16 protein-coding genes are annotated in these 13,354 nt (G+C 43.3%); 7 read left to right on the plus strand and 9 right to left on the minus strand.

Annotation, left to right across the window (positions count from 1 at the left end; translation table 11 throughout):
* The first annotated feature begins 38 nt into the window (after window positions 1–38).
* Window positions 39–788, plus strand: coding sequence for a sulfate transporter CysZ (gene cysZ, locus KYS23_RS08335; RefSeq protein ID WP_126872387.1), 750 nt, complete (start codon window positions 39–41; stop codon window positions 786–788).
* A gap of 4 nt (window positions 789–792) precedes the next feature.
* On the opposite strand, the gene KYS23_RS08340 is transcribed toward cysZ, so the two are convergent.
* Window positions 793–2,553: a tetratricopeptide repeat protein gene (locus KYS23_RS08340; RefSeq protein WP_246604331.1), complete on the minus strand. Its 1,761-nt coding sequence runs from the start codon at window positions 2,551–2,553 to the stop codon at window positions 793–795.
* A 13-nt stretch (window positions 2,554–2,566) separates the two neighbouring features.
* Window positions 2,567–3,460, minus strand: a complete 894-nt coding sequence (nlpI, locus tag KYS23_RS08345; protein WP_159530071.1) for a lipoprotein NlpI — start codon at window positions 3,458–3,460, stop codon at window positions 2,567–2,569.
* A gap of 129 nt (window positions 3,461–3,589) precedes the next feature.
* Between nlpI and cdd the strand changes: the two genes are divergently transcribed.
* On the plus strand, window positions 3,590–3,997 hold the full coding sequence (gene cdd / locus KYS23_RS08350) for a cytidine deaminase (RefSeq protein WP_159530069.1): 408 nt from the start codon (window positions 3,590–3,592) through the stop codon (window positions 3,995–3,997).
* Between the two features lie 177 nt (window positions 3,998–4,174).
* Here cdd and KYS23_RS08355 read toward each other — a convergent pair whose 3' ends face one another.
* The 3 genes from KYS23_RS08355 to KYS23_RS08365 are packed head-to-tail and all read right to left on the minus strand — an operon-like array spanning window position 4,175 to window position 6,055.
* Window positions 4,175–4,789, minus strand: a complete 615-nt coding sequence (locus KYS23_RS08355) for a hypothetical protein (RefSeq protein WP_218418374.1) — start codon at window positions 4,787–4,789, stop codon at window positions 4,175–4,177.
* On the minus strand, window positions 4,786–5,352 hold the full coding sequence (locus tag KYS23_RS08360) for a sigma-70 family RNA polymerase sigma factor (protein ID WP_232370602.1): 567 nt from the start codon (window positions 5,350–5,352) through the stop codon (window positions 4,786–4,788). The genes KYS23_RS08355 and KYS23_RS08360 overlap by 4 nt, the downstream gene beginning before the upstream one ends.
* 52 nt (window positions 5,353–5,404) lie before the next feature.
* Window positions 5,405–6,055, minus strand: coding sequence for an energy transducer TonB (locus tag KYS23_RS08365; RefSeq protein WP_218396425.1), 651 nt, complete (start codon window positions 6,053–6,055; stop codon window positions 5,405–5,407).
* A 391-nt stretch (window positions 6,056–6,446) separates the two neighbouring features.
* Between KYS23_RS08365 and KYS23_RS08370 the strand changes: the two genes are divergently transcribed.
* Both KYS23_RS08370 and KYS23_RS08375 read left to right on the plus strand, forming a co-directional pair.
* On the plus strand, window positions 6,447–7,550 hold the full coding sequence (locus tag KYS23_RS08370; protein WP_013783899.1) for an NADH:flavin oxidoreductase: 1,104 nt from the start codon (window positions 6,447–6,449) through the stop codon (window positions 7,548–7,550).
* A 215-nt stretch (window positions 7,551–7,765) separates the two neighbouring features.
* Complete coding sequence (locus KYS23_RS08375) at window positions 7,766–8,959, plus strand: MFS transporter (protein WP_159530061.1); 1,194 nt, start codon at window positions 7,766–7,768, stop codon at window positions 8,957–8,959.
* 128 nt (window positions 8,960–9,087) lie between these two features.
* Here KYS23_RS08375 and KYS23_RS08380 read toward each other — a convergent pair whose 3' ends face one another.
* From KYS23_RS08380 to KYS23_RS08395, 4 genes are all read right to left on the minus strand, one after another.
* Window positions 9,088–9,372 (minus strand): hypothetical protein, encoded by a 285-nt coding sequence (locus tag KYS23_RS08380; RefSeq protein WP_013783897.1) that lies wholly within the window; start codon window positions 9,370–9,372, stop codon window positions 9,088–9,090.
* Between the two features lie 117 nt (window positions 9,373–9,489).
* On the minus strand, window positions 9,490–9,792 hold the full coding sequence (locus KYS23_RS08385) for a hypothetical protein (protein ID WP_013783896.1): 303 nt from the start codon (window positions 9,790–9,792) through the stop codon (window positions 9,490–9,492).
* Window positions 9,793–10,064: 272 nt separating this feature from the next.
* On the minus strand, window positions 10,065–10,274 hold the full coding sequence (locus KYS23_RS08390) for a hypothetical protein (protein ID WP_218396418.1): 210 nt from the start codon (window positions 10,272–10,274) through the stop codon (window positions 10,065–10,067).
* Between the two features lie 135 nt (window positions 10,275–10,409).
* Window positions 10,410–10,736 (minus strand): YceK/YidQ family lipoprotein, encoded by a 327-nt coding sequence (locus KYS23_RS08395; protein WP_218418375.1) that lies wholly within the window; start codon window positions 10,734–10,736, stop codon window positions 10,410–10,412.
* 396 nt (window positions 10,737–11,132) lie between these two features.
* Here KYS23_RS08395 and atpD point away from each other — a divergent pair, with 396 nt between their 5' ends.
* From atpD to KYS23_RS08410, 3 genes are read left to right on the plus strand one after another with little or no spacing between them, the layout of a single operon-like run.
* Window positions 11,133–12,542, plus strand: a complete 1,410-nt coding sequence (gene atpD, locus KYS23_RS08400; protein ID WP_159534469.1) for a F0F1 ATP synthase subunit beta — start codon at window positions 11,133–11,135, stop codon at window positions 12,540–12,542.
* A complete protein-coding gene (locus KYS23_RS08405; RefSeq protein WP_159530055.1) occupies window positions 12,532–12,921 on the plus strand; it encodes a F0F1 ATP synthase subunit epsilon in 390 nt (129 codons plus the stop codon). Before atpD ends, KYS23_RS08405 begins: the two co-directional genes overlap by 11 nt.
* A gap of 4 nt (window positions 12,922–12,925) precedes the next feature.
* Window positions 12,926–13,348 carry an AtpZ/AtpI family protein gene (locus KYS23_RS08410; protein ID WP_218418376.1) on the plus strand — a complete coding sequence of 141 codons (423 nt, stop codon included), beginning with the start codon at window positions 12,926–12,928 and terminating at the stop codon, window positions 13,346–13,348.
* Window positions 13,349–13,354: the final 6 nt, after the last annotated feature.

Below are 13,354 nucleotides of genomic sequence, written 5' to 3' on the forward strand. Positions count from 1 at the left end.
GTAAAACCGTCTTAGTAAAACCGAGCACTGGAGTAATGATGAGTTCGCGAAGTGGTATACATTATTTTTTTGAAGGGTTTTCATTAATCAAAACTAAAGGCTTAAAACGCTTTGTTTTTGTTCCTTTGGCTATCAACATTCTGCTTTTTTCCGCCGCATTCTATTTTCTATTTGGTCAAATTGAATACGGCATAAGCTATGTGATCAACCTAGTGCCTGAATGGCTGGGCTGGATTAAAACAGCAGTGAATTTCTTTTTATGGCCGTTAGCGGTGTTAAGTGTACTGCTTATATTTGCCCTGATATTTGGCACACTTGCAAACTGGATTGCTGCGCCTTTTAATGGTGTATTATCAGAAAAAGTTGAGCGCCACTTAACTGGGCAAGCGATGGGTGACGATGGATTACTCGACCTTGTAAAAGACATTCCTCGCACCTTGGGCCGAGAATTCACAAAACTCTTTTGGTATATCCCTCGTGCTATAGGCTTCTTAATACTGTTTATATTTGTGCCTGTGTTCGGACAAATTCTGTGGTTCTTATTTTCAGCCTGGATGATGGCAATTCAATACTGCGATTACCCTTACGATAACCACAAAATTGATTTCAAGCGCATGCAAAATCATCTATCGCAGCATAAAGGCAAATCGATGTCCTTTGGCATTATGGTGAATATCTTTTCACTTATTCCCGTGGTGAACTTTATTGTAATGCCAGTCGCCATCTGCGGTGCTACATCAATGTGGGTCAGTGAACTACGTGATGAAGCATTAAGAAATCGGGTTTAACACTCTATTCTTCGGTATTGGTTTTAGCGTCTGTATTCGCATTGGTAGTGGTAGCAGCATCGGCTGCTGCCTCCCCCGCATTCATTTCACCACTCGCCTTGTGGCTTTCGTAGGCTGCAAGCCATTGCCCGGCCTCTTGGGGTTGTCCGCTTTTATGAAAAGCCTGAAATAAGTTCATTGAAATAGGCCGCTGCGCCGCAGGGTTTGCCAATTGCCCTTGCCACAACGACAAATACAAATCGGGTATGACACCACTATCATGGTGCTCCATAAATGTGATCACACGGCTAGGCTTGTAACTAGTGACATTAATTGCACCACAGGTTTTAGCGGTACCTACCCGTAAAGGTAAAAATTTTTCTTTGGCTTTTGTTTCCCAGCGATTCACCGTGTTTTGAGGATAATAAGCAATGGCGCCGTCCATGGTAAGATTAGGCGGTGCAAACGTGTTTAACCCTTCTTTGGTGCAGTAACGCCTTGCGGCGTTGCGTGACAACGCATATTCATCAATAAAACCAGCGAAGTGCGCCAGTTCGTGTACCATCACCGAGTAAGCATCGCTTATATCTAAGTACATCACCCCATTTTGAACATTGGCTTTGCCCTGCTCCGATACCACGATGGCATGGGTAACATCCCGAGCCTTAACAATTGGCGCCAGTGGCTTCACGTTGCAGGCAAGATTACCTTGCCCTTGAAAATTAGCGTTACAATCAAGCACATTATTTTCAAGCCATAAAGGCGGCGCGATACATAGTGGCAGTTCACTCAACCGTTCATCGTTCACATAGTCTTTATATAACTTATCAGCACGAGCAATTGTGGCCAAAGAAGTGGCCACAAGTTGTATTCGCTGGTGACACGCCGTATTCGTTTGCCATAAATATTGAGGTACATTTGAAGGTGTTGTTGGACTATAGCGCTTGATGACAGACGCCATCTGCTGCGCTAATTTATGACCTTCCTTAGCGGCGCGCTGAATAAATACCTTTGCGTCGTCACGATTATTTTCATCCCACAATAACCTGCCGTACTTAAAAGCACTTTGCATATCATCCATGGCCGTTTTTTGAAGCCAAGGTTTTGCCAATTCTGGTTGAGCGTGTAACAGATACCAATCAGCGAGTGCAGCTTGAGCAGGCATATAGCCTTGTTCAGCCGCTCTAATTAACCATTTCTCTCGTTTTTCTGGGTTCTCAGTCGCCATGGCAAAGGCGAGTTGCGCTTCGGCGACATTACCAAGGGCAGCTAAACGAACCAGCCGATCTGAAGCGGCCTCCTCACCTAGTAATTGGTATAACGCCCATGCTGCGTCAGCATTATTAATTGAGGCTAACTGCTCAAGCCAATATTGGGCATTATTTTTAGTTGCTACATTGATAAGAAGGTGTTGTGCTTCTTCGCTGGCATTGTCGTTGCCCTGACTTGTACCAGATTGTTCATGATTTTGCGCCGCAAGCCATAGCAGCGCGTAAACGCTTTGCTTTAACGGCCGAGCTTTATTTGATGAAAGTGAGTTACTCGCGGGAGCGCTAGCAGTTGAATCAGCGCTGGCTGAATTAGAGCTAAGTGGATCAGAACCGGCTTGTTCGGGTGCCAATGCATCAGATAACTTAGGCTCGGTTGTAATAGGTTCGGCTAAGAGAAATTGCTTATCATAAGCGTGTATTGCCGAGGTAGCATTACGCACTAACTGCTGCGTGTAACGGCCGCTGTCACCCGCTATCAGCAACAGCGCTATTATCGCTAATGTTAATCCACGCATTGTCTAGACGCTGTTACTCTTCAGCGTCTGACGAACGTTGACGAAGACGGTTAAGCTCCATTCGAGCGTAACGATGTTCAACATAATCAAAGACGTTGGTGCTCAGCGCCAACTTAAAATAGTTAGAAGCGATACCATTGTTGCCATCTTGGCTATGGTACTTACCTAAATAAAAGTACGCTTCACACAGCCTATCAGTTAATGCTTTTTGACTCTTTACACCGTCGAGTAGCGAATTAAGCACTGCGTTTTCATCAACCACGCCTAAAAATAAATCGGTTAGTGTGGTGGCCCAATGTTCATTATTTAATTCTGGGCGAATAGCCGCTAAATAAGCCTGACCTTCTTCTGGCGATAAATCGTAATGGGCAAAATACGCCCACAAGGCACGAAACGGGTCAGAATTATCCTTTTGTAAAAACCGGCCTAAGTCTTCTATAGCCAATTCCGATCTACCGCCGTAATACAAGGCAATGCCACGGTTCAAAAAAGCGAAATCATATTCAGGGTTAATTTCTAGCGTAGAATCGAAAGAATCGTAGGCTTGTATAAAGTCACTTTGCTGAATGTAGTGAATGCCCATAGAGTTATAGGCTTCTGCAAAATCGGGCTTAAGGTTGATAGCCTGACTGTAATCAAACTGTGCTAACCCACCTAACCCAACGCTGTCGTATAGCATTCCGCGTTGTAGGTGAAGTTCTGCTTTGTCTTCATCAGACAAGGCGCTGCTACCCAAAATTTGATTGTAACGGGCAATAGCCATTTCAGAGCGAGGATTAACTGGCGCTGGCTCTGCTAACAGTAAATTACCCATTTGTGGCTGGCGAGAAACTTCTGGAGTTTGTGCACAACCGCCTAAAATACCAACAAGTATGAAAAAAAAGATGAGACTAACGTTTCGACGCATGGTAAAAAAGCATTCTTAAGTAAGAAAAAACATCCCGCGTTACAGATGCGTAAGCGGCTTTATATGCCGCCAACCTTCTCGCATTTAGTGTAAAAAGTAAAGTTATAAGTCGGGAGAATGTAGGTAGTTATGGATAATAAAAAGATAAAAAAACTAATAGAACAAGCACAAGAAGTACAACAACACTCGCACTCCCCCTATTCTAATTTCAAAGTGGGTGCAGCTGTACTTACTGAGTCGGGTGATATTTTTGCAGGCTGCAACGTAGAAAGTGCCGCTTACCCTCTTGGGCAATGTGCTGAGGCTAGCGCCATTGGAAATATGGTTAGCCACGGCCACAAACGCATTCAATCTATTGTTGTGGCAAGTCAGAACGATGAATTTTGCTTTCCTTGTGGAGGCTGTCGACAAAAAATTGCAGAATTTGCCCCAGACGATACCCCTGTGGTGATGGTCACTAAATCGGGTAAAACCCACGAAACCACCATTGGTGAACTACTGCCTAATGCGTTTAGAGCGCACGATTTAGGCAAGTAGTTAGGTTTAGGCTTGATATTTAGGTATAAGGTCTTACGCGGTTATTTTAAATTTTATAAAGCCGCGTAAGGCTTACGCTTTTCACCCGCGATATTCTATGTTTCTTTCCCCCTTTTTATTTTTATGCATTGCTTAATTCACGCTCAACCCAAGTGCTTTTTTAATGACTAGATCTTGTCAGCACATTTTCGGCGCAGCAGAACGAGTAATATTTAAGATCAATCCATTTTGATTGAATGCTAATGCTACTTGGTCACCAATTTCAATGCCTGTGGCAATACGCTGATGCGCTCTCATACTCGCGACAAGATTATCAGATAGGGTTATTTGCTTTGACGAGCAATCTACTAACGTCCATTGATTATTGATGTTCGTCAGTGTCGCTACACTTGTTCTTACTGCATTCAATGTGGCTAGCTGTTGTTCGTAAGCTCTACTATAAGCCTTATATTGTTTGCTGTAATCGTTACTATCTACATCGGCTATTTCATCGCTAAAACCGTGTACTTCAAGTTCAACATCTATAGTGGCAATATCTACAGTATTGCTTACCTGGCTTTTAAAATCATAAATACCTACCAATATAACCAATACAAAAGCAGCCGCACCAAATGCAAACCAGTCCTTATGCCCACTTCCTACAAGTTGCCAAAAGCGTGAACCTTGCCCAAAACGTGAGTATTCATGGTGTTTTGCATTATTTATTACCTTACGTTTAATGCGACCTGGCACTTTGCGTTGGTTTTTACTGTGCTGATATGCCTGACGGAAGTGTTCATTTTCGTCGTTCATGATTGTGACTCCAATGCTTTTTTAAGCTTTTCCCTTGCATAACGAAGACGTGTTTTCACTGTCTCATGAGGGACACAACAAATTGTACTTATCTCGTGTACGCTAAACCCTTCTTGCTGTAAGGAAAATGCTTCTTTCTGCTCGAAGGGTAACCGCTTTAACAGTTGGTGAAAGTCAGGTACCTCATCTAACGGATTACTATCAGACACCAAGCTTTCAACCTGATTACAATGGTTACTTTGTTGATATTGCTTTCTACGTTCATCTAGCAGGGTGTTGCGGCCAAGGGTGAAAAGCCAGCCCAGAAATTTTCCTTCCTGGCGATACAAGTGCTTTTTTTCTATTACCTTTAGCCACGTTTTTTGAGTTATATCTGCCGCCATATCTGCGTTACTCAACACCAGCAAATAGTAATACAATGCATTGCTATGTTGATCGTATAAACGAGATAACGCTTTAGGTTCCCCCGTACGCGCATATCGTTCCATTAAGCTTTCATCGCTTAAGGGTGCACTGAACCAATCTTTTACCGATATCAGCAGCCCTGCTCTGGCATAACTCATACGCGCTCCCTTATTCACCTTGAAGAACTAAGTAAAAACCAATCAAAACATGCTATTGACGAGCGGATTCAAAACGAAAATCTAATACAACAAACATATCATGTTGAGCCACTGGCACACCATTTTCTATTTTTGGTTTATATTTCCATTTTGACAAGGCTCTGCGGGCTGCACGGTCGAACACACGCTTGGGCTCGGCGCTAATAATATGAATATCTTGTACCGTACCATTTGACGCTACCGTAAAACCTAATTTCACCCATCCTTCTATACCATCTCGCAACGCCTCTTGGGGAAAAGAGGGATCTACTCGAAATTGCGGTGAAGCTTGCATATCCTTTTGTCCACTTTGAAAATTAGGATTTATATTCACCGTATTGTTGGTAAATTGAGGGGTAAACTTAAACGTTGTATCAGTATCATTGGGCGTAGGATCTGCTTTAGGTATTTCCATAGGCGGCTGAGCTACAGGCTTCTCCATGGGTTTTATAGGCGTACGTACAATCACTTTAGGATCGTCCAACGTCAGTACAATCGGCCCAACAGTCTGATATTCCGTAACTTTACCCCCAACCTGTTCGTTCTCTATCAATTTAGCCATAACGGCAAACAAAGCAAAGGTGATAACTACACTCATTGCTATGTAAATAAGTGGCTTAACGCTGAAGGGGCGAAGTACATCATGTTCTGTAAATGCGTTCATATTGCTCTCCTGTTTTCTTACATAACGAAACAAAATGGCAATAGGGGTGATTTATTTTTACGGCTAGAGTAAAACTGCATGCGGGCAACCACTGGTATGACCATTCAGATTGATAAATTGACTCTTCGTCATCTGCTAATACTATATTCAGTCTCGTAGACCGGTGAAACCTAAGCAGCGTACGCTTATCATAGAGTTCGTTTTAATAAGCACGTATTAATGAGGCTGTATCGATGAGCCAGTATCGACAAGCTCAGCTAAAAAAATACGAAAACGATAAAGCGGCCTACTAACGTTTCCCCAAATGAATTTTGTTGCGTTGAATGTTCGTTTAAAAGACTAACGCGTTTTTAAGCACATTTTGCGTACTATATATGGAATATAACTACCCATGACCACTAAAACTCAAGCCTTATTTACCCCTTTCGAACATAAAGGGCTTTCGGTAGACAACAGAATTGTAATGGCACCGATGACTCGTGAATTTTCTCCTGAAGGGATTCCTACCACAGAGGTTGCTGATTACTATCGCCGCCGCGCTGAAGGTGGAACAGGATTAATTATCACAGAAGGCACTACGGTAAACGATCCAGTAGCTAATATGAGCCATCGGATTCCGGTCTTTCATGGTGACAAGGCACTTGCCGGTTGGGAAGAAACGGTAAAGGCCGTGCACAGTGTTGGTGGTAAAATTATGCCTCAGCTTTGGCACGTAGGAATGGCTCGTGTTGCTGAAAAAGCCCCTTTCCCGGAACTGCCTAGTGCAGGGCCTTCAGGCTTATTTAAGCCTGGTAAGCAAGGCGCAGAGCCAATGACTCAACAACATATTGAGTCTGTAATCGGTGCTTTCGCAACCGCTGCGGCAGATGCTAAACGCATTGGTTTTGATGGTATTGAAATTCACGGCGCACACGGCTATTTGATTGACCAGTTTTTCTGGAGCGGCACTAACGAGCGCACCGATGATTGGGGTGGCAGCATGGCGAACCGTGGTCGCTTTGCGGTAGAAATTATTAAAGCGATCCGCGCCGCAACCTCACCTGACTTCCCCATTGTGCTGCGTTATTCACAATGGAAACAACAAGATTACACAGCGCGCCTAGCGGAAACACCACAATTACTTGAAGAATTTTTAGCGCCGCTTAGCGATGCAGGTGTAGACATTTTCCATTGTTCACAGCGCCGTTACTGGGAAAATGAATTCGAAGGTAGTGATTTAAACCTAGCAGGATGGACCAAAAAGCTTACCGGTAAGCCAACGATTACCGTAGGTTCAGTAGGTCTTAACGATGATTTCTTTGGTGCGTTTACGGGTAAAGGTTCTAACACGCGTGCTATCGATGATTTGATTGAACGTTTAGAAAAAGGCGAGTTTGATTTGGTAGCCGTAGGCCGCGCCCTACTCCAAGATGCCAATTGGGCAAATAAAATCAAAAACAACCAGCTTGATGAACTAGAGGAATTCTCAGGGAAAGCCCTCGCGTCGCTTACATAAGCAGTTATACAAGCTCGTGCATAGGCAGTTCCATAAGCATTTATATTAATGTTTGTGGAACCTTTGCACGTTCACTCAATAAATTCGCTAATGTTCTGGCTGACTTGCTCGCTAACATACGTGCACGTACATAGGATTGTTTAAGTGGCAACATCCAGAATGGCTGACAACACTACACTCATCATTGACCGTTTAACCAAGCAGTAATCTTCACTATGACACAACCCATGCCGTCTAATAAGTTAGCTAAAAATACACTGCTATTAGCCGCAGCTGCCATTGGTTTTGCGCAAACCGTTCTGTTCGCAATTTTAGCACCGCTGGGTAGAGAAATTGGCCTAATAGAAGTGCAAATTGGCGCCATTATTTCTTGCTCATCTCTCACATTATTTTTAATCAGCCCTTTGTGGGGGCGTGCTAGCGATCGCTGGGGTAGACGGAAAGTACTCTTAATAGGATTGTTTGGTTATTCTGCGGGTACTTTGGTTTTCGCGGGTGTATTCCAAGCTGCACTATTAGGCCTTCTAGCTCCTTTAGCAGCGCTTGTCTTACTTATCATTACGCGAGTGGGCAATGCCACGGTAATGGCTGCTGTATCGCCTTCAGCAAGTGCCTACATGGCAGATATCACTACGGTAGAAGAGCGAGTAAAGGGGATGGGCGCGCTAGGTGCTGCAACCAATATTGGCTCAATTTTGGGGCCTGCCATTGGTGGGTTGTTGGCCAGTATAAGTTTACTTACGCCGCTTTACTTTTCTGTGGGTGTAACCGTTGCCGTCGCGGTATTAGCCATGTTCTCTTTGCCCGTATTGCCTAAGCCTACACATACTTCAGCACCCAAGAAGCTTAAATACACTGATCCTAGAATATTTCCATTAATAGTAGCAGGCGTATTGTTGTTTATGGGCTTTGCCATCGTTCAGCAAACTATAGCCTTTCGGTTTCAAGACACCTTCGGACTAAACAGCACCCATACCGCCAAAATTGTAGGCTTCAGTTTAATGATTTCTGCCGCATCTGCGTTGTTGGTTCAAATGCTGGTTATTCCTCGATTAAAGCTTCGCCCTTTCACCTTATTACGGCTCTCAATGCCCATCATGATGATAGCGTTTGCTATCTTAGCTTCTGGTGAAACTAAACTTCAATTTATGTCAGCCATGTGCGTATTGGGTTTGGGGTTAGGCATAGCGGGGCCGGGTTTTATGGCTGGGGTATCGGTAGCGGTATCATCAGATGAACAAGGTGCTGTAGCAGGCATCGCTGGCGCCTGCCCACCTTTGGGGTTCGCAGTAGGCCCGCTTTTAGGCTCATATCTTTACGCTATAGATGCCTCGCTGCCCTACTGGTTTTCGTTCAGCTGTTATTTGTTGGTGTTTTTCTTCACGCTAAAATTTAAAACACGCCATTAAAACAGGCTATGGCATTAACTGGGCTCACTACTTTCTACTGGTCACTTCTATTGGTAACTTTCTACTTAAATCGTTTTACTAACGTCTATGTAAGGCTCTTGATAAACAACAGCGCTGCTAAACATGCGCTATTTTCTGACCACAATCTCTTCGGCTTCTGTTACCGTTTTTGCGTCGGCCCGTTCAATAACTTTAAGTAATGTAGTTTGAATAGTTTCATCGGTTCTTGCGTCAGTCTTGCTGGCAAACTTCTGCTCTTGTGGCGCAACGCCTTCTTCGGCAATAAATCCCATCACTACTTCGTTTGCACAATCAGGCGTTTCGCCATAATACGTTAAAGTAATTTGTGGGTAGCCTTGAAATCCTTTCTTTACCCTTTTAGCAATGCGTTTTGTCGATTTATCTAAATTCATAATAGCTCTGGTAGGTCATTGTTCTAATGTTCAAAGCATTACATGTAACCTGTTCAATGTCGCAGGTTATTTACTAATAAATACCTAATTCACGGTAACTGGCATAACTGTTGGCTATTAAAAGTGGGTTATTATGAACAAGAAAGCTGATACAACGACGGCAAGACCCACCAATGCACACCATGCATTACTGTGCTGATTACTACTACGGCCACCAAAATTTCGGCCTTCACTTTCCCGTCCGTTCTCACTTTCTGAGCGCCGTAGATTATTTTGTTTTGGGTATCCGCCAAACGTGACCGCTTTGCAAATAGGCCAACCTACCCAATAGCAAACTGTCCAAAAAAACAATTCAATAATTAGGTAACCAGCTGCCCTGAAGAGACCTTTGGCTACTTCCCCTACAATAACTTCTTCCATCATCATTCCCACGTGTATGTGACGCAGTTTGAGCCGCTTATAGATGCTTCTAGGTGAATTGAAAGCGACACGCCCGCTGCATTTAGCTTAAGAGCAGCATAAGCAATAACTGCTTTGCTGACAAAGAGTGAGGTGTAACGAGATATGTTGCGTGTCTTTCTAGGTGTAGTCTTTCTAGGCGTAACCTAGAAGCTCAGAAATGAACGTATAAGTTGATGCTACAAAAATGCGCTAAACGAAAGCTTTAGCGGGCATGCTTCGTTAATCCAAGGTTATGTTTTTGACGTTTGCACATCGTTTTTTAGTACCAGTACGATTAGCAATATAATTGCTAACGGCGGCACGAGTGCAGCAAAGAAAGCTACGACAGCGGTAAGAATAGGCGATTGGGTTTTTCGTTTTCCTAAGTAATAGCCAAGCGCAGCCATGAGTAAAGCAAAGGCAACAATAACTTGCCCTAACAATGTCACATTAATATTCATAACAAGCGTTCCATTTTATCATCTTAGTAAAATCAACCTTAGCGGAGGCGATGGTCGTCTTACCATCGCCTTTACGTAAAGTTGAGTATTTTTACACGAGGAGCTAAATGATAAAGAAGCGAGTGAAAGTGTAGTTTAGTTAACGTTAATGCTGCCTTTGTCTATCTGTTGTACTGCGGTGTATGGAATAACAATAGTGTCAGCCACAATAGAAAACGCGGCATCAATAACAAAGAAAGGGACATTCCCAAACGTAGAACCGATATTTTCACGTCGGCTTGGTTCACCGTTTAACAAACATACATTGTATGAAAAACCGCTATATACACGAGGTATTTCTTCGCAGTAACTTTTCTTACCTTGATGTTCAATTTGAACATGGTTGTTGTCAGGAGAAATTGTTTTCACAGTGGCACAAGAGCAACATGCTAAAGATAAGATGGCGAGAGGTAAAACTTTCATATAGTACTAATTCCATTTATTAAGTAAGCATTATCAAACTAATGCTGATTTCATCAAACGTTCCATTAATCACCGGCACCATTAATCACCGGTCACCTTAGCGAACGGCAATGAGGGGTATCATTGCCCGGCCCAATACCCGATTAAGATACCCGACTAAAATTCACGACAAAGGCATGAGTCATATTCATTTTTTAATGTTATCACTGCCTGGAGTTCATATTCAAATCCGATGCAGTTTAATCATTAAACTGTTATGTATTTAAATCAAACATTCAAAATGTTTGATAAAGGTCAAATTGTTCAATAAATAAACGGCGTATTCTATTGGTGTGATAGCATCTTTTATTGAGCGAGCATCAAGTGACACATTCAACCAAAGAACAAATAGATGCGATGCATGTTGGCGTTATTGTGGCGGTAAGAGGGAGTATTGTTGATATCCGTTTTACTAATCAACTGCCAGACATCCACACCATCATTTACGCTAATGACGGTAAAATAACGTTAGAAGTGGTTTCTCAACTCTCGGCAGAAAAGGTACGCACTATTGCGCTAACGCCTACCCAGGGCTTAGCTCGCGGTATGTTAGTAAAAAGTTCACAAGGCCCGCTAAAAGTGCCCGTTGGTCCTTCAATACTCACCAGAATGTTCAATGTGTTTGGTGAAGCTATTGATGGCAAACCCTTTATTAATAACACAGAGCGGCGCAGCGTTCATCAATCCCCTCCTCCCCTTGTTAGTATTTCCAGCCAGCTACAGATATTTGAAACCGGCATAAAAATCGTTGATGTTCTGTGTCCGCTTGAGCGAGGCGGAAAAGCGGGCCTATTTGGTGGCGCTGGCGTGGGCAAAACCGTTTTGCTCACCGAAATGATCCACAACATGGTAAGCCACCAACAAGGCGTAAGTATATTTTGCGGTATAGGCGAACGCTGCAGAGAAGGTGAAGAGCTTTATCGCGAGATGAAACAGGCTGGAGTGTTAGACAACATGGTTATGCTATTCGGGCAAATGAACGAACCTCCTGGAAGCCGCTTTAGAATAGGTCACAGCGCGCTAACCATGGCTGAGTACTTTCGTGATGACGAAAAGAAAGATGTGCTATTACTCATCGACAACATATTTCGATTTATTCAAGCGGGTTCTGAAGTGTCTGGCCTAATGGGCCAAATGCCATCACGAATGGGTTACCAACCCACCCTCGGCACTGAATTATCAAGTTTAGAAGAACGTATCGCCAATACACAAAACGGTGCCATTACGTCTATTCAAGCAGTCTATGTACCTGCTGATGACTTTACCGATCCAGCAGCGGTGCATACTTTTTCTCACCTATCAGCAACCTTAGTACTATCACGCAAACGCGCTAGTGAAGGCTTTTATCCTGCCGTCGATCCGTTGCAGTCAAGTTCAAAACTAGCTACGCCTAATGTGGTTGGTGATAGACATTATCAAATAGCACAACAGGTTCGTCATATTCTTGCCCAATACAATGAATTAAAAGACATCATTGCCATGTTGGGGTTAGAACAGTTATCTAAAAGAGATCGAAATGTTGTGGCAAGAGCCCGTCGATTAGAGCGCTTTTTTACTCAACCATTTTTCACTACCGAGCAATTTACTGGCATGAAAGGAAAGTTCGTGACTATCGAACAAGCATTAGAAGGTTGCGAACGCATTTTAAGCGGTGAATTTGACGAGCATCCCGAAAGCGCGTTGTACATGATTGGCGATATTAATGACGCGATTAGCGGTCATAAAGCACCTAAAACAGCATCAGATGAGGCACATCATGCAGGTTAATATTCTTTTACCCAATCAAATATTTGCCCAGCTTTCAGGCATCAGCAATCTGATTGTTGAAACCCCTTCAGGAAGTTTTGGCATTCTGCCTCACCGTTTAGATTGTATCACCCCCTTGGTACCAGGAATTTTAACTTATCAATGTAATAACCAATCCCCGCAGTTTATTGCTATTGACCAAGGGGTGTTAGTGAAAACGGGAAAGCAAGTCTCTATTTCCGTTAGAAGAGCAATAAGTGGGAAATCCCTTGAAACCTTGCAACAAGCAGTTACCCAAGAATTTATTCATCTGGATGAAGAGCAACAAGCCCTGCGGGCTGTGTTAGCTAAGTTGGAAACCGGGTTTCTCAAACAATTTTCATCACTGTCTCAGCAGTAGCTTTATGGATAAACCACCCATTAAAGCTAAAAACAATAAAACGCCACGCTCACAGAACATGTCTCATCAAGTAGAAAAGAAAGTGGCATTAAAGTTATATGCTAAGCGCCATAAACACCCAGGCGTGTGGTTTGGATTAGGGTTAATGGGTATTGTGGGTTGGTCTGTAGCACTTCCCACACTTTTGGGTATTGCATTAGGCATTTGGCTTGAGGCCAGTATTAGTGATTCTCGCGCTTATACGCTTATATTTTTGCTGGCAGGGTTAACGTTGGGCTGTTTTATTGCGTGGAATTGGGTTAGCAAAGAGTATGCAGCAATGCATAGCCCTACCGTCACGATGAAGGCCAACACTAAGGCTCCCACTAAGGCTCCCACTAAGGCAAACACTGTGCCCAAAACGAAAACAAGTAAAGAAAACGAATAAGGAGCT

It is taken from the genome of Alteromonas lipotrueae (genome assembly GCF_019249255.1).
Taxonomy (GTDB): Bacteria; Pseudomonadota; Gammaproteobacteria; order Enterobacterales; family Alteromonadaceae; genus Alteromonas; species Alteromonas lipotrueae.